The sequence below is a fragment of the Chloroflexota bacterium genome (assembly GCA_016887485.1).
In the GTDB taxonomy this organism is placed as follows: domain Bacteria; phylum Chloroflexota; class Anaerolineae; order Anaerolineales; family Anaerolineaceae; genus Brevifilum.
The window spans coordinates 2571370-2595679 of sequence record CP069394.1 but is presented as its reverse complement, the minus strand read 5'-3'; the positions used below and the strand labels follow the sequence as shown (position 1 = coordinate 2595679).

General features: G+C 50.7%; 17 protein-coding genes, 1 tRNA gene and 1 pseudogene. All 19 read right to left on the bottom strand.

The window, feature by feature from the left end; genetic code table 11:
• Positions 1-34: 34 nt before the first annotated feature.
• Positions 35-3031 (bottom strand): glycine--tRNA ligase subunit beta, encoded by a 2997-nt coding sequence (locus JR338_11805; GenBank protein QRN83074.1) that lies wholly within the window; start codon positions 3029-3031, stop codon positions 35-37.
• A gap of 192 nt (positions 3032-3223) precedes the next feature.
• Entirely contained in the window at positions 3224-3586 is a 363-nt protein-coding gene (locus tag JR338_11800) for a hypothetical protein (GenBank protein QRN83073.1), read from the bottom strand.
• A gap of 42 nt (positions 3587-3628) precedes the next feature.
• The gene (gene recO, locus JR338_11795) at positions 3629-4411 is read right to left on the bottom strand and encodes a DNA repair protein RecO (GenBank protein QRN83072.1); all 783 of its coding nucleotides are present in this window, start codon (positions 4409-4411) and stop codon (positions 3629-3631) included.
• Positions 4412-4493: 82 nt separating this feature from the next.
• Positions 4494-4907 carry a cytidine deaminase gene (locus JR338_11790; protein QRN83071.1) on the bottom strand — a complete coding sequence of 138 codons (414 nt, stop codon included), beginning with the start codon at positions 4905-4907 and terminating at the stop codon, positions 4494-4496.
• Complete coding sequence (locus JR338_11785; protein ID QRN83070.1) at positions 4894-6171, bottom strand: HlyC/CorC family transporter; 1278 nt, start codon at positions 6169-6171, stop codon at positions 4894-4896. Before JR338_11785 ends, JR338_11790 begins: the two co-directional genes overlap by 14 nt.
• Positions 6164-7516: a bifunctional UDP-N-acetylglucosamine diphosphorylase/glucosamine-1-phosphate N-acetyltransferase GlmU gene (gene glmU / locus JR338_11780; protein QRN83069.1), complete on the bottom strand. Its 1353-nt coding sequence runs from the start codon at positions 7514-7516 to the stop codon at positions 6164-6166. The genes JR338_11785 and glmU overlap by 8 nt, the downstream gene beginning before the upstream one ends.
• A 164-nt stretch (positions 7517-7680) precedes the next feature.
• Positions 7681-7754: transfer RNA gene (locus tag JR338_11775), tRNA-Gln, on the bottom strand.
• A gap of 169 nt (positions 7755-7923) precedes the next feature.
• On the bottom strand, positions 7924-8211 hold the full coding sequence (locus tag JR338_11770; GenBank protein ID QRN83068.1) for a hypothetical protein: 288 nt from the start codon (positions 8209-8211) through the stop codon (positions 7924-7926).
• On the bottom strand, positions 8195-9238 hold the full coding sequence (locus tag JR338_11765) for an ATP-binding cassette domain-containing protein (protein ID QRN83067.1): 1044 nt from the start codon (positions 9236-9238) through the stop codon (positions 8195-8197). The genes JR338_11770 and JR338_11765 overlap by 17 nt, the downstream gene beginning before the upstream one ends.
• Position 9239: 1 nt before the next feature.
• The gene (locus tag JR338_11760; GenBank protein QRN83066.1) at positions 9240-10430 is read right to left on the bottom strand and encodes an ABC transporter ATP-binding protein; all 1191 of its coding nucleotides are present in this window, start codon (positions 10428-10430) and stop codon (positions 9240-9242) included.
• A gap of 9 nt (positions 10431-10439) precedes the next feature.
• Complete coding sequence (locus tag JR338_11755) at positions 10440-11486, bottom strand: ABC transporter permease (GenBank protein QRN84430.1); 1047 nt, start codon at positions 11484-11486, stop codon at positions 10440-10442.
• 471 nt (positions 11487-11957) lie between these two features.
• Positions 11958-12128: pseudogene (locus JR338_11750) on the bottom strand (ABC transporter permease).
• Positions 12129-12215: 87 nt separating this feature from the next.
• A complete protein-coding gene (locus tag JR338_11745) occupies positions 12216-13205 on the bottom strand; it encodes an ABC transporter permease (protein ID QRN83065.1) in 990 nt (329 codons plus the stop codon).
• A 97-nt stretch (positions 13206-13302) separates the two neighbouring features.
• Entirely contained in the window at positions 13303-15816 is a 2514-nt protein-coding gene (locus tag JR338_11740) for an ABC transporter substrate-binding protein (GenBank protein QRN83064.1), read from the bottom strand.
• Between the two features lie 379 nt (positions 15817-16195).
• Positions 16196-16759, bottom strand: a complete 564-nt coding sequence (locus tag JR338_11735) for a hypothetical protein (protein ID QRN83063.1) — start codon at positions 16757-16759, stop codon at positions 16196-16198.
• 132 nt (positions 16760-16891) lie between these two features.
• Positions 16892-18790: a hypothetical protein gene (locus JR338_11730; protein QRN83062.1), complete on the bottom strand. Its 1899-nt coding sequence runs from the start codon at positions 18788-18790 to the stop codon at positions 16892-16894.
• A gap of 19 nt (positions 18791-18809) precedes the next feature.
• Positions 18810-19751 carry a ribosome small subunit-dependent GTPase A gene (rsgA, locus tag JR338_11725; protein ID QRN83061.1) on the bottom strand — a complete coding sequence of 314 codons (942 nt, stop codon included), beginning with the start codon at positions 19749-19751 and terminating at the stop codon, positions 18810-18812.
• Positions 19752-19763: 12 nt separating this feature from the next.
• Entirely contained in the window at positions 19764-22022 is a 2259-nt protein-coding gene (locus JR338_11720) for a hypothetical protein (GenBank protein QRN83060.1), read from the bottom strand.
• A gap of 77 nt (positions 22023-22099) precedes the next feature.
• Entirely contained in the window at positions 22100-24307 is a 2208-nt protein-coding gene (locus tag JR338_11715) for a hypothetical protein (protein ID QRN83059.1), read from the bottom strand.
• Between the last annotated feature and the right edge of the window lie 3 nt (positions 24308-24310).

Here is a 24310-nt window from a genome sequence, read left to right as displayed (position 1 = left end):
CTATGAAGTGACTATTTATGTTAATATTCCAGGTCTAGAAACCTTCCAGGAAACTGAGGTCAGCGATGCCCTTTGAGAGAGCTGCCACCCGCTGCAACAAAGCCAGGCGAGTCTTGCGGACTTTCTCATCCTCGGCCATGACCAGCACAGCGTCGAAGAAGCTGTTAATAGCAGGCACCATGGGCTCAAAGGCCGCCATAAATGCCGCCACGGTATCCGCACCGGCGAGGTCAGCCTCCGCCTTTTCGAGGGCTTTCAGCAGGTCGTTCTCAGTCGGTTCTTCCAGGCAAGTCTCGTCCACTGAGTAAATCTCATCCAGGTCTCGGGTGATCCTCACGCAGCGGCTGAATGCCGGTAAAATCTCGCTCCAGTTCTCCTGAGCGACTGCTTCCGTAAGCTGCTGAATGGCAACCAGAGCGCTGAAGGGGTCTTCACCCTTCTCGGCCAGGACAGCGTCAACCACATCATAGTTGAAACCCATATCGAGAAGCATCACCCGCAGCCGCCCCTGAATGAACTCAAGGCAAGCTGCCTCGTTCTCATCCGAAACGTCCACCGTCATCACCTTGCGGGCTTCCGCCAGGCCATGCTTCAGGTCAAAGGGCATCTCCCAGGCGATCAGGTTTTGGCAAATACCGAGGGCTGCCCGGCGCTGACCATAGGGGTCCTTGGTGCCGGTTGGGGCAAGATCAATTGAAAACAATCCCATCAGGGAGTCCAATCGGTCTACAATACCAATCACCAAGCCAGGTTTCGCCTTGGGTAGAGCATCATCCGCTGAACGCGGCAAGTAATGTTCAAGGATCGCGTCCGCCACAGGCTGTGGTTCGCCGCTGTTGAGGGCATAGTACCGTCCCATGATCCCCTGCAGGGAGGTCATTTCGACCACCATATTCGTCACCAGGTCCGCCTTGCAGAGCAGGGCTGCCTGCTGCGTGGTCACCTTTTCCTCGTCCGTCAGATCAAAGTCCGGCATCAACGCTTCCACCAGGACCGAGATCCGCCCTGTCTTATCATAAAACGAACCTAAATTACGCTGGAAGGTCAGAGTCTTGAGTTCGGGGATAAATTCCGTCAGGGGTTTCTTGAGGTCCTTTTCAACAAAGAAACGGGCATCGGCAAACCGGGCCAAAATCACCTGTTCGTTACCATCCGCCACAATCTCAATATGATCCGCGTTCCCGTTGCGCACGCCGATGAAATAGTGCATCAGGTTGCCCTTGGCATCTTCCACCACGAAATAACGCTGGTGTTTGCGCATCACGGAGATCAATACTTCCGGAGGTAAAACATCCAAATAGGAAGCGTCAAATTTACCCAGGAAAGCCGTTGGGGCCTCCACCAGGCCGGTCACTTCCTCTAACAAGCCGGCATCCTCCGGCACATGACCGCCAACGCTCTCAGCGATGGCAGCTGCCTGCTCAAGGATGGCCGCTTTACGCGCTGCGGGGTCTAAAATGATTCCTTGCGCAGCCATTTTCTTGAAATAATCCTCGGGAGAGGAAACATCAAAGTGTTCAGGTTTCACAAAGCGTAATCCGCGGGTCTCACGGCCGCTCTGGTAACCGGCAATAGCAAATGGTACGACCTGACCATCCAGCAAAGCCATCAGCCAGCGGATCGGGCGTGAGAATGACACCCCGCTCTCATTCCAGCGCATGGACTTGCCAAATTTGATCCCTGCCACCAGGTCCGTCAAGGCCTCACTCAGAACGGCCATTGCAGGCTGTCCGAACTGCTCCACCTTGGCTACGACATACTCACCGCCGTCAATGGTTTCAACGACCAAATTGGAGACGTCAATCCCCTTGCTGCGGGCAAAGCCCTCTGCTGCCTTAGTGGGGTTGCCATCTGCATCAAATGCCCGGCTGGCAGGTGGGCCTTTCACTTCCAGATTCTGATCGGGTTGGCGGGTTGTCAGGTCCTTCACAGAAACGACCAGACGCCGGGGTGTCCCTAGGATCTTGATCTCACCATGCGCGAGATTCAGATTGCCCAGCAGGGAGGGAATGGCTTTTTCAAGCTGGGCCAGGGCATTCGCCAGATCGCCGGTCGGCAGTTCTTCGGTGCCGATTTCCAACAAGAAAGGTGCAGTTGCCGCTGTGATGTCTTTCGGCTCAACAGCCGCCGTAACGGTTCCCTCGTCTTTTCCCTCTGTCATCCAGGGATATTCCGCCTCTTCACGCTGAGCCACATAGGTCTCCGCCACCCGGCGGGCAAGGTCTCGTGTGCGGCCAAAGAGTTCCTGCCGCTCGGTCACGCCCACGGCGCCACGAGTGTCGAGGATATTGAAAGTGTGGGAAGTTTTGAGTACATAGTCATGAGCAGGCAGCACCAGCCCATTTTCAATTGCTCGTACGGCTTCCTTTTCATAAATATCATAAAGGGTGCGCATGCCTTCCACATCAGCCAGGTCAAAATAATAGGAGCTGTGTTCGCGCTCACCCATTAAGTTCACATCGCCATAAGTCCGCTCGGGGCTCCACTGGATGTCCTTGAAATGCCGGACACCCTGCAGCACCATTGCGATCCGTTCCAGGCCGTAAGTGATCTCGACTGAGACCGGGTCCAGTTCCAGGCCGCCGCACTGTTGGAAATAGGTGAACTGGGTGATCTCCTGACCATCCAGCCAGACTTCCCAACCCAGGCCCCAGGCACCAATCGCAGGCTGCTGCCAGTTGTCCTCAACAAAGCGGATATCATGTTCAGCCGGGTCAATGCCCAAGGTCTTGAGGGATTCCAGATAGATCTCCTGCGGGTTCCCCGGATCGGGTTTGAGGATCACCTGGAACTGATAGAACTGCTGCATACGGTTGGGGTTATCACCATAGCGGCCGTCATCGGGGCGGATGGAAGGCTCCACATAGGCCACTTTCCAGGGCTCCGGCCCCAATACCCGCAAAAACGTCGCCGGGTTCATCGTCCCCGCGCCCACCTGGGAGTAATAAGGCTGCCAGATCAGGCAGTCTCGTTCCGCCCAAAAATCCTGCAGGGTCATCATAATCGATTGGAAATCAAGCGCTTTCTTCATCTATTTTCAACTCCGATAAGATTTCAATAATGACATCCAAATGGTCTTTTTACCATTGGTGATATAACCGCTTCATTATACCATTCGCTCCAGAATCTCAGGTTGAAGCAAGCGAAAATAGGCTCCCAAATCGGAACCTTAAATCTTCAGCAATCTGGTTATTTAACTTCCAAAGCAGGAAGCTGCTATGGCTTATTCGGTGCTGATGGAAGATCGGCGATTGCGCAGTCCAAAGATCAAAGCTATCACGCCCAGGATGGCAATTGGAAACCCTAAAATCACCGTCATGCCGCCATCCACCCAAACCCACAGCACAAGACACCATTGGATTCCATACCAGACAATCAATATTATCCCGGCAATAAGTTCATACTTCCAAAGGGCAATGAAACCAAGAACAAATACCAGAAACAGCAGATAGACAGTCGTCTCTGCAAAGGTCGCTTTAAGACCCAATGGCACGCGTTCACCAAACAGAAACAGGATATATAGGACCAATGCCACGATACTCAAAACCCTCAACGTGGTCCTAAAAACTTTGGTAGATTTCTTCATGATTAACTCCTTTATCCAAAAATCTGGATTGTCTAAAGAGTTTTAAATCTCCCCGTTTTTATTATTCCTTTGGATTTCCTTAATGAAATGCGGCGTATTGAGCTGTCTTTCCAAAATATATGAGATATAGCGCTGGATCAGATCCGCGAGTACGGGTTCAATGGCAGAAGGAATTTCAATCCCCGCCACTTGATCCCAATTGGAGCGTTGAAGATGGCGAAAATAGCGCAGGGTATCGACACCAATTGACCAGGCCTCCGGACGGGCTCTGCCGCAATGCGGACAAGCCACCCCACCAGCCAGGGGCGAGAAGAATTGATCCACAGCTTGAACCGGCTTACCGCAATCCACGCATTCAAAAAGCTGCGGCCTGAAACCGACCAAATCCAGCAGCCGTAGTTCGTAATAATGCACCACGGTCGCCGGGTTAGGATGGGCTTCAAGGCGTTTCAGGGTGTTGGCCAACAGACGGAAGATGGCGACATTCTGCCCCTCTTCATAAGTAAACCGGTCCAGCACCTCCACCACATAGGAAGCGTAGCCAATCCGCTGCAGATCCTCCCGCAGGCCAGAGTAGTTATCCACCGTCTCGGCCTGGGTCACAATATCCATGTTGCGTCCCTTTGCCAAAAGTAACGTGACCCGCGTGAAAGGCTCCAGGTGACCGGCCTTGCGGGAGCGGATGCGCCGGACGCCCTTGGCTATCGCGGTGATCTTCCCCTTCTGGAAGGTGAACACCTTCAAGATGCGGTCAGCTTCACCATATTCGATATGGCCCAAGATGATGGCCTGGGTGCGGTAGGAACGGATTTCTCGAGGAGACATCCTCAGCCTGCTCTCCAAATGGGTCAAAAAAAGCGCATGAGCAAAATGCCTGCATGCGCTTTAATCATAACAAACTTTTCAGCTATTCGCGTGCTTCTTCAAGGTCACCGTCACCAAAAGCGGAAGGTAATAACTCATGCACCCGATATTCCCCAACCAACTCGCCTTTCAGGTTAGCAATCAACACCAGCGCATGCGGATTGAACTCCGCCATCACCTGGCGGCAGGAACCGCAGGGCGTGCCGCCATTCTTGGTCACCACAGCCAGAGTCGAGAAAGATCGCTCGCCTTCAGAGACAGCTTTGAAGATCGCAACCCGCTCAGCACAAACTGTCACCGGGTAAACGGCATTCTCAATATTGGCGCCATCATAGATCTTGCCGGATTCGGCCACCAAAGCAGCGCCGACAGAATATTTCGAATAGGGGGCATATGCTTTATGATAGGCGTGAACAGCTTTATCAATCAGGGCCTGTTTTTCTTCATTTGTCAGCATGATTCTTATCCTTTTCAATGGGGTGCTCCGCCACTTTGATTGCCCGGACCTTATTGATCCGGCGGCCAACCACCTCATCCACGATTAAATTCACACCGCTAGCTTCGAGACTCTCACCACCAGTAGGAACATCACCGATCTGCCCATAGATATACCCACCAATGGTGTCAGCGTTATCTGTGGCGATCTCGGTGCCCATGATCTCATTGAAAATATCAAGGTCGATCTTGCCCTGGAAGACATATTCATCCGCGTTGATCTGCTCAAAGGGCAGCTCTTCGCTCTCATCGTATTCATCCCGAATTTCACCGACGATTTCCTCGACGATGTCCTCCAAGGTCACGACACCAGCCACACCGCCGTATTCATCAACCACAATCGCCATATGCATACTGCGGGATTGCATTTCTGCCAGCAGTTCATCAACCTTCTTCGCTTCCGGCACAAAATAGGCCAGGCGCAAGAGGTCCCGATGGTTAGAGATCAGGGCGTCATCGTCACGAACACTCAACAGGTCTTTGGCATAGAGCAAGCCGACCACATTATCCACAGTGTCTTTATAAACCGGCACCCGAGAGTGTCCAGCGTGGACGAAGAGTGACCGCGCCTCACCCAAAGTTGTGTTGATATCCAATGCCAAAACGTCAATGCGGGGCACCATGATATCCTTGGCCAGGGTATCGCCAAACTGGAAGATGGAATAGATCATCTCCCGTTCACCCTTTTCGAGCGACCCTTCTGGCTGGCCCACTTCTACCCAATTCTTCAGGTCTTCTTCTGTCATGGAGGCCAGGGTGACCTTATTGGCGTTTTCACCCAGGAGACCCATCAACAGCCCGGCCAGGGGGGAGAATATCGTATTGATCAACCCACCCAGAGCACTTAGCTGAATTGCGTTTTCTTCGGTGTTCTTCAGGATCACCCCTTCAATCAGGAATTCAAGGATATTGACCAGGACCATCTCCAAAAGGAGATAGAACAACACCAACCAAATATCCAGAGCCACGTTATAAACCTGCAAGATCATAGGCAGGAGCCCGGCCAAGAGGAAATGGAAGAATGCCATCGCCAAGCGCAGGCTGCTTCTAAGCCTGGGCTTCTCAATGACATCGATTGTCCTGTCAACTTTCGCTTCACGGCCTTCGCGGAGGCTCATCAAGTAAGGCAGCCGCGCATAGCTCAAGCTGGCCTTGACCGCGCCGGCCAAAAGGTCCAACCCCAGCAGCACTGCTGCAACGATCCAAACGAGCAATGAATCAGTCAATTTTCTCCAACTTACGTTTTTCTTTGGCTGGCACACCCATCACGAGTGTATCAGCAGGGACATCCCGTGTGACCACCGCCCCTGCCCCAGTAACGCTGCGGTCTCCGATTTTGACCGGCGCTACCAGCATGGTGTCACTTCCGATAAAGACGTTATCGCCTATCTCGGTGAGATTTTTCTTTTCTCCATCATAATTACAAGTGATCGTACCAGCGCCAATATTAACGTTGGAACCGATCCTGGCATTTCCAATGTACGAAAAATGGCCCATTTTGGTATCTGGCCCCAGGTAGGAATCCTTCACCTCTGCATAATTACCCAAATGGACGCCTTTTGCCAGATGCGCTCCCTTGCGCAGGTGACAGAACGGCCCCATTGAGACATCATCCTCCACCACGGCATATTCCAGCACGGAATGGGAAAGATGAGCGCCATTACCGACCTGCGAAGCCACTATGGTCGTATCCGGGCCAATCACACAATCTTCACCAATCTCCGTCTTGCCGCGCAAGAAAGTGTTGGGTTGAATAATTGTATCCTGGCCAATAATCACTTCCGGCTCAACATAGGTGGCATCTGGGTTCACAATAGTCACACCTGAAAGCATCCACTGTTTATTGATCCGCTGGCGCATCACCCTATCAGCAGCAGCCAGGTCTACCCGATCATTCGGTCCAACCGCCTCATCAGGGTCGGACAACACCAGGGATTCCACCTGATAACCGTCCTGGATGGCCAATCCAACTACATCCGTAAGGTAATATTCACCTTTAGGCGAAAGTTGAATGCGTCCAAGAGCTTCCCAAAGCCAATCCGCCTTAAAACAATAGGCGCTGACGTTATATTCACAGATCTTCATCTGTTCCGGGGTGGCATCCGATTTTTCAACAATCGCCGCAACTTTACCATCCTGATTGCGAATCACCCGGCCAAAAGCGCTGCCGGGGGCACCGATGAAACTGGTCATTGTCACGGGGCTGCCGGAACTTTGATGGATGGCGATCAATTCCGCCAGGGATTCCTTACGAAGAAGCGGCATATCGGCAAAAGTCACCAAAATGGTGTCAGCCTTTCCAACCAACTTTGATTTCGCGGAAGCCACGGCATGCCCGGTGCCCAATTGTTGTTTCTGAAGAGCAAATTCAGCCATTCCCGGCACCGCAGCCTGGACTTCTTCGGCCTTATACCCGACCACAACGACCGGCGGTAAGTCACTCAGGCCTTCCACAATCCGCAAGGCGTGCCAAACCATTGGTTTCCCAACCAATGAATGTAAAACTTTCGGTAACTTGGACCGCATGCGGGTACCCTGACCGGCGGCCAGGAGGATGGAACCTATCGTCATTTCAGTGTTTATTCCTTCTACCCATCACAGTCCCACCTGCGGGTTTGATATTTTTTCCGTTAAATAGAAAACCTCGAGCATCGCAATGGAATTTTCCATATGCTGGTCTCGAGCTATATCTATCAGGGATACTATCTTCTTGCGTACTCAATTTATTTTTTATATGGCCGGGGCACCAGGATTCGAACCTGGATCAACGGATTCAAAGTCCGCTGTGCTGCCGTTGCACCATGCCCCAGAATGACAGGCTCTATTCTAACACATTTTAATTAAACATCCAACCGCCGAAAACCACACAGACAGACTAAACATGCCACTTAGGGGTCATAATTTCTGCCTACGATAACCTGTTTTTGGCAATTGGGAACATTATGAGGGACCGAAGAATAATCGGCCCCTCATGATTTTTACTTTAACCAGATTTGCGTCGCGAAGAGCGTAAAGAGGATCCAGGTCACTGAAAAGACCAGTGCTATAGTCAGTCCCGCAAGTAAGGCCGACCAGGTGATCTGGCGGACTTCCATGCGAGTCAACTCAACCATTGGCCGCCTGGGTCGTTTGGAGTCTGATTTAGATGATGATTCGTCTCGCAGCCTTGTCGGATCATTCTCCTGATACCATCTTGTACCAGGGACATCCATGCTGACAATCGTTCGACCATCATCGTCGTCATACTGCTTACGCTTCTTCAACATACTCTTTCTCGTCATTATACAAATGGCAGGCTACTGTGTGCCCGGGTTCCAGCTCTCTGATTTCCGGCACAACCTTGCTGCAAATATCCATCCGTGCAGGGCAGCGGGTATGGAACTTACAACCGGAGGGTGGATTCGCAGGAGAAGGAATACTGCCTTCCAAAATGATCCGTTTCTTTTGCGCTGTTGGATCAGGTACCGGAGCAGCACTCAGCAAAGCCTGAGTATAAGGATGAAGCGGGTTCTGGAAGATTTGCTTCTTCTCGCCAACTTCAGCCATATTACCCAAATACATTACACCGACCGTATCAGAGATATGTTCCACAACGGATAGGTCATGTGAGATGAAGAGATAGGTCAGATCAAAGTTGTCCTGCAGGTCCTTCAGCAGGTTGATGATCTGGGCTTGAATGGAAACATCCAACGCCGAAACAGGTTCGTCACAGACGATGAATTCAGGGAGCAGCGCTAACGCACGAGCGATCCCGATCCTCTGTCGCTGTCCACCGGAGAACTCATGAGGATAGCGATCCTTATGATAAGGCTGCAAACCACAGATCCGCATAATGTTTTCAATATAACCATCAAATTGATCTTTCATGGTCAGGTGGTGCTCACGGACCGCTTCACCAATGATCTCACTCACAGGGAGGCGGGGCGAAAGGCTGGAGTACGGGTCCTGGAAAATGATCTGCATCTTGGGCCGCATCTCAACAAGCTCTTTATGGTTCAAACCGAAGATGTCAATATCATTGAATAACACATTACCACTGGTGCGCTCATTAAGGCGCAAGATCGTCTTGCCAACGGTTGTTTTACCGCAGCCAGATTCGCCAACCAGACCCATTGTGGTTCCACGTTTGATCTTAAAACTGATACCATCCACAGCTTTTACGTAATGCTTCACCTGCTGGAGCAAGCCAGACTTAATTGGGAAATATTGTTTAAGGTCTGTGACCTTAATCACGTATTCACTTTGGGGAGCGCCACCGGCTTTATTCGTTCTAATAAGGTTGATTTCTTCCATGTTAATCCTTTACAGCTTCATCGGTGTAGTGGTAACAAGCCACCATGTGCGTGGGAGTCACATACACTTCGTGAGGATATTCGCCATTACAAACATCCATCCTGCGATTGCAGCGGTCTTTGAAATAACAATAATTGGGCATGTTAATTGGGTTTGGCACACTGCCGGGGATCGTGTAAAGCCGATCTACTGTCTTGTTGACCACTGGTTTCGACTTCATCAAACCAACCGTGTAAGGATGGAGTGGGTTTTTGAAAACCTCAACCGCTGTACCTTTTTCAACAATCCGTCCAGCATACATAACCACAACGTAATCCGCCATTTCAGCGATCACACCAAGGTCATGCGTAATCAGCATGATGCTCGAATTGATTTTATCCTTCAAATTTCTCAGTAAGTCAAGAATTTGCGCCTGAATGGTCACATCCAAAGCAGTCGTTGGCTCATCTGCGATGATTAACTTCGGGTTACAAGCCAATGCCATAGCGATCATGATACGCTGGCGCATACCACCGGAGAGTTCGTGGGGATACATCTGGTACACCCCTTCACCATTGGCGATACCGACCATGTCAATCATTTTCAAGGTAACTGCTTTGACTTCTTCATCCGTCATTTCAGGATTATGCAGCTGGACTACTTCGTCAACCTGAAAGCCTGCCCGGAAAACCGGATTCAGACTGGTCATAGGCTCTTGAAAGATCATTGAGATCTTGGCGCCCCGGATGGTCTCCATAACCTGAGTTGGGGTTTTGGCGATGTTATAAACCTTGTCGCCACTGTTGAAGCGGATCGCACCTTCAACGATTTGCCCTTGAGGACGCTGAACCAATTGCATCAGGGAGAGGGAGGTCACGGATTTACCGCAACCGGATTCACCCACAACACCAACAGTGCTGCCCTGAGGCACTTCAAAAGAAACGCCATCTACGGCTTTTACGGTGCCAATATCTGTGAAGAAATAGGTATGAAGGTTCTCAAATTCAACAACATTACGGTCATCCTTCATCTTCGTGATATATTCACTTTCAGGAACGTTTCTTCGTTCACGTTCCTTTTCGAATTTATCCGTAATCCGACGGTTTTCCCGAGATATTTTCGCGGATTCACGTGCGGAAATATGCGTAGTATCTCGTCGTTTGAAAATGGATTTACCCTTATTATCTGCAGAAGTTTGTTGTTTATCGCTCATACGACTCATCTACCTTTTCATCTTCGGGTCAAAGGCATCCCGAAGGCCATCCCCAATGAAGTTGAAACCAAGGACTGCCAGGAGGATCAGAGAACCGGCTGGGATCCACATGAACCAGAAATTGGTCATAACATACGCGTCAGAAGCGGTATTGATAATGCTACCCCAGGAAGCAAGCGGGTATTTAGCGCCCAACCCCAGGAAACCTAAGGTCGCTTCAGTGATAATAATGCCGCCGAGGCCAGCTGTGGCTTGAACGATCAGAAGGGGCATAACGTTGGGAACAAGATGCGTGAAGATCCGCCGTCGAGTGCTGATACCAGTGGCTTCCGTTGCTACCATGAAATCTTGCTCACGCAGTGATAGGATCTGGCCCCGGACAACCCGGGCAACACCTGTCCAGCCAAGTAAGCCCAGGATCATCATCAATATGAATATCCGGTTTTCAGGATTCATCTGCAAGGTGTCCATCACTGAACCCAAGATAAGGACAATTGGAAAAAACGGGATGGCATTGAACAGGTCCACAAACCGCATCAAAGCAGTATCCACCCAGCCACCAAAATAGCCGGAGATACCACCAACTATCACGCCGATCACAACTTCAATAAACACCACCACAAAGCCAACCAATAGTGAAACCTGGCCGCCATACATCAGGCGGGTCATCACATCCATACCATTGTTATCCAAACCTAGTGGATGTTGCCATGAAGGCAGCTCGTATTGCCGAATCAAGGTGGTGGGTGTTGTTTTCTTGATGTAGTAGTTCGTGTTCACCCGGTCGATCATGTAATCAATCTCTTCACCATCCTCTTCAACAAAAGTAAATGAGGGTTCTAAGTCAACAATGGCATCGCGAACCGCTGTTTTGAAAGCCACTGAGATGAACTGGGATTGGTCAAGTGGATTGACAATAATATTCGAGACCTCAGCAAAATCCTCGCTATTGCTATCGCTGATGGTGATCTGTCCATCAAGATAATGAATGGTGTATTGTTCGCCGTTGAAAGTGAAATTCCTTCTGCCGGTAGAAATCGTCTGTTGACTGATCATCTGAAAATCGAATGATCGAACAATGTCTAAATCTTCCTCGGTATATGCATCATATACATTGAGTGAAGCCAGAGCGATTTCATTCTCAATAGAAACATTTGTTTGCTTACGGGATACGGTTATCCGATAGGATATCCCATCAAGCATGAAACCATTCTGGTCATTCTCAACCGTAGTTTCATACGCCGAGACAAATTCCGGATCCAAAACACTGCCATCAATCGAATTAAGTTCTCCTAAGAGCGTTACAGCAACTGGTTCGAGGAGCGAGATCAAATAGGTATTTTCATTAATAGAGGAAAAATAAAAATCATCATCGCCTGAAGAAAACGCCTGGTTGCCCTGACTGAAGGTCAACAAGAATTCTGCCCGAGCCGCAGTACTAAAACTGAGACCATCCACAACGGTATAGCGCAGTTCTTCGTTATAAATCGCCCCAGCATAATCCTTAGACATCGAGCCTAAACCCGTAAAGACCTCAGCCTGGCCATAAGGCGAAAACAGAGGCCCAACAAAGGAGAAAAGGAACATCAGAACAATAATAATAAAGCCGATCACGGCCAATTTGTTACGAATAAAACGCTTGAAGACAAGCATCCCAGGCGACAGAACCTTGACACGCCTGGCATCGTCCAAGCTCATTTCTTCGCCATCAATCATTTCGATGGCTTCATCTTCTTTTTCGTATTCGGAAGCTAAATCTTGATTTTCACTCATTTATCACCGCCATCAATTCGCCCTGACCCGTGGGTCAACGACTGCATACATGATATCCGCTATGATGAGACTTACTTGTGTCAACACTGTGAGCAAAGTTGTGTAGAACATTGCGAAAGGAATATCTCCCCGGACGATTGCCGTATATGAGACATAGCCAATACCCGGAATTTGGTAGAGTGTCTCTGTGATCAGAGAACCTCCAAACATACCTGGAATCAGATAACTCATATAGGAAACTAATGGGATTAATGTATTCCTGAAAGCATGTTTGTTGATAACAACTTTCTCAGAAAGCCCTTTGGCACGGGCGGTGCGGATATAATCTGAATTCAACACTTCCAGCATATTTGTGCGGGTGTAACGCATCAACCCACCAATGGATAACATCGTCAATGTAATCACTGGCAGCACCAAGTGATAGGCTTTGTCCATCACCTGCTGGAAGGGGGTCATGGTGGTATAGAAACGACCTGTCAAACCATAGAGGTCGAACCATCCCAGTTTAATTGAGAAAACATATTTCAAAATAGTCGCTAAGAAAAATGTCGGCAGCGAAATGCCCATCAAAGCAAAAACAGTAATAGCATAATCTGTTCGGCTATATTGCTTTCTCGCTGCTGTAATCCCCAAGGGAATAGAAATAAAAATCTGGACAAAGAAAGTAATGACATTAACGATGATGGAAGCCCAAATGACCTGGGCGAACTTTTCAGTTACCGGGATGCCATAATGCCATGAGTTCCCAAAATCACCTTTAACCGCACTACCTAACCATCCCAGAAAACCTGGAATAATGCCCACATCAAGATGGTAAACGGAATTCAATTGATCCAGCCATTCCTGATAGGTCATCGTGCTTAAAGGATTTGTGGCGCGCTGTCTCGCAATAGTTTCGACGTAAGAGGCAGGCAGGAACCTGATGACGGTATAAACCACCAGGGTGCCAAAAATCACAATAAATGTCCCCAGTATTAATCTCCTAATGATGAAATTCTTCATATCATTCCCTTGTACATTTTTCTGGAATATAAAATTAGAGTATGAAAGTGAGCCCACCCATAGGTGGGCTCACTATTACTCTAATATCACGAAACCGCTAGTTCATTTCAAGCAGTTCGAGATCGTTCATCCAACCCCAGAAGGTGGTGATATCGGGGGTAATGGTGCTGATGTTAATCCGCTCAGTGCTGAAGATAATAACGTTCAAGCGCTGATAGGTTGGAATTTCGACAGCCCATTCAATGATCTTATCGAGAGCCTGTTTGTAAATAGCTTTACGATAGGCCTGGTCATCGCTCAGGCGGGCATCGACGATCAGTTGATCCAGATCGGCATCATTGATGTGGTAGTGGTTCGAGTCTGAACCGCCCTGTCCGGGGATTCCGGAGCTGTGGTAAACCTGGTACATATCAGGATCAATGGTAGTGCCCCAAGCAGCGGTCCACATTTCCTGTTCGCCAGAATCTAGAGCATCCCAGAGAATATTCGAATCAGCAGGGTCATTGATCACAAGTTCCATACCAACTTTACCCAGGGAATCTTTTGCACTGGTCAGGATTGCAAAGGCAGGATGGTCGCCAGTACCGTCACCGGGGACGATGACTTCGTAGCTCATCTCAGCGCCTTCGGGAGCCTCAACAGCCACGCCGTTTTCAACTGTAAAACCAGCGGCTTCGAGGAAGCCCAATGCAGCAGCTTCAGCAGCAGCATATTTTTCTTCCATGGTCATTTCGGCGGTGTAAATCGGATCGCCGTTGACGTCAGTGGAGAAAGCAAGCTCGTAACCTTCATCGGTGGGTTGCGGGGCAGCCCAGGAGGTGTTGGAGATCGGGTAGTTGATAACAGAAGCGCCCTCACCATAGTAGCTGTCGATAGCAACATCACGATGGACAGCGAAGATGGTGGCAAACGCACGGCGGAGGTTCTTGGAAGCATCGGAAGCGGGATCGCCGGCAACATTCACGGTGTCAGCATTGATACCAATGTAGCCATAGCCCAGGTTGTCAACCATGCTGGAGGTGATCACATCACCGGTCATTTCGCCGTTGGAGTTGTAGGACTTAACCTCAGCGTAGCGTTCGCTGGAGTAGGTCATCTCACCGGCGTCAGCAGTACCGGTCTGAACAGCGGAAGGAACCTCAGCGGAGGCTGTTTCCTTGAATTGAACTTCAGCAATCTTCGGGCAACCACGATAGTAATTTTCGTTGGCTTCGAAGTAAACAACACGGTTGTCGTATTGAACGTACTTGTAGGGACCGGCACCCATGGGGGTAGCAGTCAGACTTTCCTGTTTTGACAGGTCGCCAAAACCGAAACCGAACATGTTGTTTTCGTAATCATATTTGTCAACATCGCCGTAGTAGTGCAGCGGTGTAGCCTGAATACCGAGGACGGAGTAGACAGCAGGAGCCTCAAAACCATTCAACGTAACCTGCACGGTGTAATCGTCAATCTTAACGATACCGGCAATATTCGGAACGCCTTCGCCGCCCATGGCCTCATCCATAGGACCCCAGTAGCCAATCCATTGGGATTTGATTTTCGGAAGAACATCAACGCCATCAGCTGATTCGTAGGGGAACGCTTCAGCCAGGTCGCCGCCGTAGGCTTCTTCGATCGCCACAGCATAGTCTTCAACGGTGGGGAATACTTCAACGAGATCGAAGTTGTTGCCAGATGAATCGGTGAAGGACATATCGTCCTCAACGCCACCAAAGCCCCAGAGAACCATACCAAGCATAACCTGGAGGCCTTCGTTTGCAGCAATATCTTCAGGAAGATAGCCGGTGTAGGCTTCAGCATAAGCATCACGATAATTGGCATTAACGTAGTTCACGATCTTTTGAGCTTCGTAGATGACAGCTTCGTCAACTTTGGCCCAGAAGTCATCCTGTTGTTCCTGTGTCCAAGCATCGGCATCGGACCACTCGTGGCCACGGCCAGCAGCGTAGATCTCATCAACCAAAGCAGCGTATTTATCAAACACGTCACTGGTTGTCTGGGTCTGATAGTCTTTCAGGCCAACAATGTCATAGGAACCTAAGGTGGTGGAACCAACATAGGAAGGATCGAGGTAAGTGTAATAGGTGAAGATGACGTCATCAGCGGTCACAGGGGTGCCGTCGGAGAACATCATACCAACACGCAGTTTAGCAGTGTAAACAGTTGTGTCAGTTGCTTCATCGTAAACAACGCTTGTGTCGGCGGGGCCTTTATAAAAGTAGTCGGTACCATTGTAGTTGCGAGTCTCACCTTCGATAGCGTTGGGGATGATGCCACCAACGCGGTCAGTTGTGAGCAGAGCAATCTGGGTCATGGAAACTACATCTTGGTCATAGCCAGTATCTGCGAAGAAGGGGCTGAATTTCTGGGAGAAGTCCTGGTACGCAACAACCAAAGGTGTGTCAATGGTTGGGGCAGTGGGCAGGTCCTCACCAAAAGGTTCGGCTTCATAAACCACTTCTGTGGGTTCAGTTTCTGTCGGCTCTTCAGTAGCCACAACTTCTTCAGTTTCCTCAACAGTTGGGGCCTCAGTCGGGGTTTGGCAAGCTGTCAGGACAAAGCTCACCGCGACGAGAAGGCTTAGAAACACGAAAATAGAACGTTTCATTGTTTTCTCCTCCATAACATTTTTTGTTATGAAACTAGTGAATTGAACCAATCTTACTCGAGTGTTTCCTACCTAATAGGTGTTGGCAACCACCTCCTTTATTTGCAAATTTATAAAATCTTCTAAATAATGATGTTGCCGAAAATTACTTCTCCAAAAAAGGAAAGGTAATGGCACTATTATACCCAGAGATTGCATTTTTTGCATTGAAGTTCACCCGATATTCACCCTAAAGATGATAACCGAATTTCCGATAGAGTCAATGGAATGAACAACATATTTATTAACAAATTGTATACAGCACGTAATTTTACGCATTTTTACGTAATCCAATCCGTGATTCAATCAGATCTTCAGCCTCTCTCCATGGTTCTATAGTTTAGGTGTCTTCCTCAACGCTCATTTGTTCAACGAAGACTTCGGTGACCTCAATAGGTTTCTGCATCCGAAGTAAACCAAACGCAGAAGCCAAAATAACTATTTCAACAGCCAGGAACAACAACTCTAACCAGAGAGCGCCTGAGGCAAACCAGATCAGATAGACCACTTCCCCCACAATGCCGAGGCAGAGTAGAGGGAAGAGGAACTTGCTGGCTACTTTCATCCGCCCGAAAATGAGTTCAGCCTCATCCCGACGGAGATGTCGCTTTTCCTTCGGCAGCCGTAGGCCACCATCCACCATGAAATATAAAGGTAGGAATGTAAAAACATAGGGCAAGGCAACAAAGAAAGTGTACATGCCCGCATTGCCTATGAAACCAGCCGCGATCTGACCAATAACGATCAGCGCTAATAAGATCAGACTGATCCGTCTGAATTTTTTTAATGCTACTTCATCAATATTCAGTTTGTAATAGGCCCCCTTATAAACGGCCACTCTCTTCTCACGGCCCTTACTGTTCTTCTGAATGACGACTTCATAATCGTCAATATACTTCTTCATAAACCTCCACCTCAAATGAAATGGAACCCATTAATACCACATTTTTCGATTTTCGCCCATCCATTCGGTCACAAATGTGACCTTAGACGCCCGAAAAATGATTGGATTACCCATAAATCATCCAGCAGCCCATTAGGGACAGCTTGGATTGTCAATTCCGAAATCCCACAGGTCGTTGACCGCGCTGCAAGCCGACTCTTTCACGGCGATCACCTCCGGCACCGAAAACAAAGGCACCGCCGGCAAGCCGCTCATGAAGTGAGCCTCCGCCCGTTGGAGCGCGCCTCTCATTTCATCAGGTAGGGCCAGAGACGCATTATTACAGGCCTTGTCATACAGCGCTTCAGACCAACCAGCAATATTTGTGCCAACCCATTGGTTGTCCTGAGAGGGAATCTGGTTGCTTTCATATAAAGCACAATCTATCTGTGTCAGCGGGGCCCACCCAATCAAGGCCAGGTCAAACTGCCTCCCAAAGAGGAGTCCCTCCGGGCCTGGTGCATATAACTGGTTGGCGGGCAAAGTCACCGGGGTAACCTCAATCCCACATTCACCCAGTGAACTCTGCACAATCCCCACAATCTGCTGGCTGAGGGCTGAAGAGTCCACATACAGGTTAATGCTGAAAGTCGTATTGGTCGGAATCCCATAGACATACCAGGCCTGCTGCGGGGTATCGGGGTTCAAGTCATGATCTCGCCAGCCGACAGCTTCCAAAAGCTGAGCCGCTCTCTGAGGATCGCGAATCAACTGTTCTTCCATTGAAAGAGTCGTTTCCTCAGCAGAAACAAAACTGGGCCAGAGTTCAGCCAGCCCGGCAAAGACCGCTTCCTGGATAGCCTCTCGATCCAGACAGCCTGCAATCGCTTCCCGCGTTCGGGCGTCACCAAAGAAATCCGGCCTGTCGCCATAAATCGGATTGTAGTATTCATCATATGAGGCAGGTTTAATTCCAAAGGCCAACTGCGACCAGCTTGAAGTCTGTTCAACCAGTAAGGTCGCCTCAGGGTCAGTTTGCAGCGAAGCCACCGTCTCAACATCCCGCTCCAGATGATAGGACTGATCCAGCACATCACAGGTGCCATTAGAAAATGCGGCCAAAGCATCTTCAAGGTCAGGAATGACCCGGATTTGGATCTCGCCATAGGGAGCAGCATCGTCATTGGCATTAAAATGGTTCTTGACCAACTGGAGGCTGTCTTCCGTCCACGCCCCCACCTGATAGGCACCCAGGCTCGCTATTTCCGCAGACCACCGCGGATCAGCTGAAACACTTTCCCAGGTGGCATCCGCGGTAAAGAGATGAGATGGCAGCGGCTGCCAGAAGAGTCTTTCAATTTCGGCAGTGGTGAACCCCGGGACGCCCGTCCACAGGACCACGCTATCGCTCTCTGCCGTGTAACCGGCTGTCCGGCTTTCCATCCATTGCAGTCCCGGCGTTTGCGGGTCGCTGGCCAGGTCGAAGCTAAATACCAAATCGGCAACTATGAGTGGGGCTCCGTCAGACCAGGCCAAACCATCGGCCAACTGAAAACGGACCACCATCTGATCCAGATATAAAGCCTCCGTTCCATCCCAGCTGATGGCACATTCCGTTGAGCGGCATCCGCTGGGTCGGACCGTCACGCCGGCTTTCAGCACAACGAGGTCCCCATTGGCATCCACAACGGTCTCACCCAGCGAAACAGTGGCAGATTGCAGGGTGATCCCACCATTTTCCTGGGTTGGTGTCTCACTCAGGAGCGCCGCGCCATGACTGCTTTCCGCATACGGAAAGATCTCACGCTGCGTGAGCGTTAAGAGGTTCTGCTTGGCAACAGGGTTCCGCCCATCATAAAGGAAAGCGCTCTCAGGCAGACTGGCTGTACAGACATTCAGCACAGTAACCGGTTCTTCAGTTGGCGTTGCTGTAGGCGCATCTGTCGTGACCGAGGTACTTTCTGTTACGTCGGCGGTTGGCGTTTGTGTGTTTGATGTACATGCTGCCAGGAACAGCGCAACCAATAAAAATAGGCTCAGATGTCTTTTCATAAAAACCTTTTCAGGAAGATCATTCATGGGTCATTTGGTCCATAAAGGGATCAGCGTCATCGCCAAAGCGCATCCGCAGATAGGATTGATACCGCTCAGAGGAAACCCGCCCCTCAGCAACCGCCTTTTGAACGGCGCAGCCGGGTTCATGCGTATGCGTGCAGTCGCTGAATTGGCAATCCTGCACCAACCCTGCCAACTCCACAAAATAAGCATCCAATTCCTCAGGCTCCGTGTCCCAAAGCGCTAACGAGCGGATACCGGGGGTGTCGGCAACATAACCGCCAAAGTCGAGGGGAAAAAGCTCCCGGACCTGGGTCGTGTGACGGCCTTTGGTGGTCGCCTCACTCACTTCACGCACATGCAATCCCAGCTCAGGCTGGACAGCATTTAATAAGCTGGATTTTCCCACACCGGAAGGCCCGGTGAGCGCAGAGATTTTATCCTTCAAATGCGCTCTCAGTTCAGAGATACCCTGGCCGGTTTTGGCAGAGGCATAAAGCACGCTATAGCCTAAATGTGTATAGAGGCCAAACATCCCCTCCGCCTGCTCCTGGGTCACCAGATCAAGCTTGTTGGCAACGATCAGGGTATGCAGGCATTGTTTTTCGGCAATAACCAGAAAACGATCCAGCATTCTCAGGTGCGGTTCCGGCTCTGCGCAGGCAAAGACGATCACGATCTGATCCGGGTTAGCCAATAAGATCTGGCGGAAATCTCGTTTGATTCCAGTCCGGACGCGGGAGATCATCCCGGTTCGTTCTTCAATCGCTTCAATCATCCCGCTGCCATCACCCTGGTCGGCAATGGTCACATGGTCGCCCACCGCGCAGACATCGCTATCCGTGGTGCCTTTCTTCAATCGGCCCGGCAGCCGGCAGGTGACCAGCCCGGAATCCGTCTGCACGACAAAAAAGCCGGACTGCGAACGGATAACCAGACCTTCTTTCAGGATTGCCAAATAGTCCTCGTTCTAGGGTTCATCGGTTGGATTGGGTTCTTCATAGCCATAAGGCGTTTCCGAGGGAACTGGTGTCGGTGATTTCACGACATAGGGTTGGGATTCCCAAGGCAAAACGTAACCGTAATCCGTGTAGTAGGAGAAGTAGAGAGAGACCGCCCGACGGAAGACAGGTGCTGCCATTTCCGAACCCTCGCCAGCATTCTCAAGGAGCACCACCACGGCAATATCCGGTCGATCCGGATTGCCAACTGAGGTGTAACCGGCGAACCAGGCATGGGATTCACCCGTGGTATTGGTGGCTGTACCTGTCTTGCCATAAGCCCGGTACGGCATGGTCGCCAGTTGAATATTGGCAGTGCCGCGGGCATTGGAGATCACGCTCCGCATGGCCTCAGTGATCAGGTTCAGGTTATTTTCCGATACAGGCAAAGTCCCTTGCGCTTCGGGCTCAAAAGCGTAGGTCACATCACCGGCCGTCGTTGTGATCGAATCAACAATGGAAGGGCGATAGAGTGTGCCACCATTGCCGACTGCAGCGATGAACCTGGCAACCTGCAAGGGGGTCACGGTCATTTCGCCCTGACCAATTGATAGCTGCGTATTGACCTCACAGGAATTTGTGTCGGTAGGGATATTACCGGGCTGCTCTGAGAGATCAAAGCCGGTCAGGCTGCCCAGCCCGAAAGAGCGGGCCATATCGGCGATGGCGGAAGAATAGCCATCCGCATAAAGGGTCGCGCCAATGGTGTAGAACCAGGGATTACAAGATCGCATCAAACCTTCCGGCAGGGTCAACTCACCGCTTTCCGGTTTGTCTTTTTCATAGGTCCAGTCATAAAGCGTGTTGCCGCAGACCTCAACGGAATGGCCGCAGTACATCGATGAGGTTTCGGTGAACTCACCGGTCTCCAGTGCCGCTGCCATGGTGATGATCTTGAATACGGAGCCTAAGGGATATTGCCCGTTGGAGGCCCGGTTAAAAACCGGGTTGTCTGGGGCAGCATAGAGATTATCAGCGCCATACAAAATATCCGCATAGCCACTGTTCGTATTACCGAAATCAAACATATTAGGATCGAATTCCGGATTGGAAACCATCGCCAGAACTCGACCGGTTTCAATCTCCATGACCACGATCGCCCCTCGATAATCACCGAGTGACTGCTGCAGATAGTATTGCAGAGTCGAATCAATAGAAGTTGTAATGGATTGGGCTGGACCTGCGCCGCGTTCCGCCAGCTTGGTCACGATTTGGCCGTTTGCGTCCTTGAGGTAAAGCGAACCGCCAATGGTACCGGCCAGCACATCTTCGTAAGAATACTCAATGCCAGCGCCACCGAATCGGGCATTAAGGGCATATCCCGCGCGCAGGTAGGTGTTGACATCTTCTGAAGGGACATAGGATAAATGACCAACAGCCTGAGGTGCAATCCCACCATCATAATAGTAGCGTGAAGTGTAATAATTTAGATAAACGCCAGTCATCGCTGAAAGCGCACCCATCTGGCGATTCACGTCTTCTTCAAGCGCTTCACCCAGGGGGATGTAATCATAGTCATTGGCTTCATCTACTATTTGGATAACCTCAGCGATCTGATATACGGTGAGATCTGCCATGGTGCTATAAAACAATGACATCAAATCGGTATCAAGATCTCCCTTGATGAAACCAAGCGCAACAACATCTTCCTGCGTCGCTATTGGGTATCCATCATTGGCGTAGATATCACCCCGAGAGGGGATGCTCTTGACCACTTCAAGGGTATTGCCATTTTGCAAATCCGGCATGATCTTGGTCGTATCCCAGGCCAAATGCCAACCGTCACCCTCACGCACCATATTGAACTCGAGGTCGCGGGTCAGGGTGCCAAACAGGTTGGTGTTGTAATTCACCTGCAAGGTGGCTGTGGCAGTGGTGGGGTTGGTCACAACATTAGTCACGGTATATTCAATGCCCGTGTCATATTGCAGAGTCAGAGCATTAGCCGTGTTGTTATATTGTTGAATGAAATCTTCCTCAGAAATTGTGCTCTTGCTTGCTTCTGAAAGGTAAACGTACATCGCCGCATAATCATCCGCCTGCCAGGCACTGAAATAAGAAGTCAACATCGTATCAACATCCGGCGCGGGGGTGACATAAACCTGCGGGGTCGGTAAAGAGTCCGTCGCAGCCACCTCAGAGGGGTCCATAGTAGAGGTAGGGTTCGAACAAGCTGCGAGGGTCAGAATCAACGTCAGGATCAGTAATGCTCGTTTTAGTTTTTTCATTTTTTATATCTCCAAAATGCGAATTAACCGCTAAGTATTGGCAAACAGCGCATTTTCCAAGTTTTGATTATACTGTGTCATTCACCAGATGTGGAATCGGGCTCAACCGTCTCAGTTTCATCAGGCACGGAGGGCACAAAGGGTTCATCCTCCCAGGGCATCAATTCGCCCGGGTCTTCTCCATCGGAGAAGTAGAGCGAGACCGCCCGCATGAACACCGGGGCTGCCATTTCGGAACCCTCACCCCCATTTTCGATAATCACGACCACCGCAATATTCGGGTGATCCGGGTCATTTTCACGAGTAAAGCCGGCGAACCAGGCATGCGAATTCCCGGTTGGGGTTTGAGCCGTGCCAGTCTTACCGGATATGGCATAATCCAGATTGCGCAGCGCCCAATTAGCTGTTCCGCGGGAATCTTCCACCACCAATCGCATCGCTTCCAAAATCGTCTGCAGGGTCTTCTCAGAGATCGGCAGCTCAGCTATTGCCTCCGGCTCAAAGAGCTGGACCGGGTCACTGTTCAGGGCCTTGGTCGCTTCCACCAAAACCGGCCGGTAAAGCGTGCCGCCATTCGCTATGGCGGAAATAAATGTCGCAATTTGCAGAGGCGTCACCAGAATCTCCCCCTGCCCAATCGCCATCTGACTGCTGGTCACACAATTCGCAGCTGTTTCGGGGATATTCCCGCTCGCCTCGGCGATCTCAATCCCGGTCTCCTGCCCCAAACCGAAGCCCTCCGCCATATCAGACAGCGCACTCTCATAGCCTTCGGAAAAAAGCGTTTCCCCCACCCTGTAGAACCAGGGGTTGCAGGAGCGCATCAAGCCTTCAGGCAGGGTCAGAGTCCCGCTGGCACTGATGCCGTGGGAATAGGTCCAGTCATAGAGGTAAACACTGTTGCAGGTCCAATAGGCGTGCTGGCAGTTGAAGGTGGACAGGGCTGAATAAACGCCAGCCTCAAGAGCCGCTGACATCGAGATGATCTTAAAGATCGAACCCGGCGGATATTGCCCCTGGGTAGCCCGATTAAAGAGCGGCTGGGCTTCATCCGTGAAATACGAGGTCAGCAGATCGGAATCCAGGGTGTCCGCGTCAAAGGCATTCGGATCAAAGCCGGGATTGGATACCATCGCCAGCACCCGACCGCTATCCACTTCCATCACTACCACAGCCGCGTTCAGATCGCCCAGAGATTGTTGTAATTTGAATTGAAGGGTGCGGTCAAGCGTGGTATAGAGCGAATCGCCAGCCACCGAATCCCCTGATGCCAGCAGATATTCAATCTCACCATCCGGCCCGACCAAATAGAGCGAACCACCTCGTTTCCCAGCCAGCTGCTCTTCATAGATCGCTTCCAAACCGGCGGCGCCAATCTGTTCATCCTGGCGATAACCTAGCCGGACATAGTCCTCAATTTCATCTTCGGGAATAAACAGCATATAGCCCAGCGCGTGCGGGGCAATGCCATCTTCCAGATAAGTGCGAGTACGGAATTCTTCAATGCTCACGCCGCTAAGGTCCCTCAGGACATCCAGATAGGGCGCGACATCATCTCGTGACAGGGTCACCACCGGCAGATACCAATCATCGGGGGTGTTCGCCACCATCTCTGCCAGGCGGTCAGCGGAATAGACGCTCAGCTCCGCCAAAGTCTCATAAATCAGATCAGTCTGTTCCGCCAGGATCTCTCCTGGGACCAGCCCCAACGCAATGGCATTTTCATAGCCCGCCAGAGGTGCGCCAATCCGGTCAAAGATGCTGCCCCTGTCGGGGATATCATAGGCCATTTCAAGATGGCTGCCGTCTGCCAGTTCCGGCAAGAGCAATCCAATTTCCCATTGGACCCGCCAGGTGTGATCTTCCCAAACTAGACCCATCACCGGTTCACGGGAGAGATCGCCGACCAGCAGGGTGTGAAAGGTGACCCGGAAAGCCACCTGAGCATAGTCCCCGTCTGCAATAGTGGAGAGAACTTGAGCCTCCAGCGATTGCAGGGTGAGTGTATTCGCAATATCCATGTATTCCGCTGCGAAACCATCCTGCGAAAGGGCATCCTGACTGAGCGAAGACAGCAGGCCATACATCCCTGCATAATCTTCCGCTTCCCAGCCAGCCAAAAACGCCGCTGCCACTTCCTGGGCGGCCGCAACCTGGCCGATCTCAGCAGCAACCCGCGTCGGATCACCCGCGACAGGCGTGCCGGATTGGCAGCCTGCCAAACTGGGCAGCAGGATGAGCAGAATGGTGAAGATCGAGATGATCCTTTGTTTGGAAATGGACAAGGA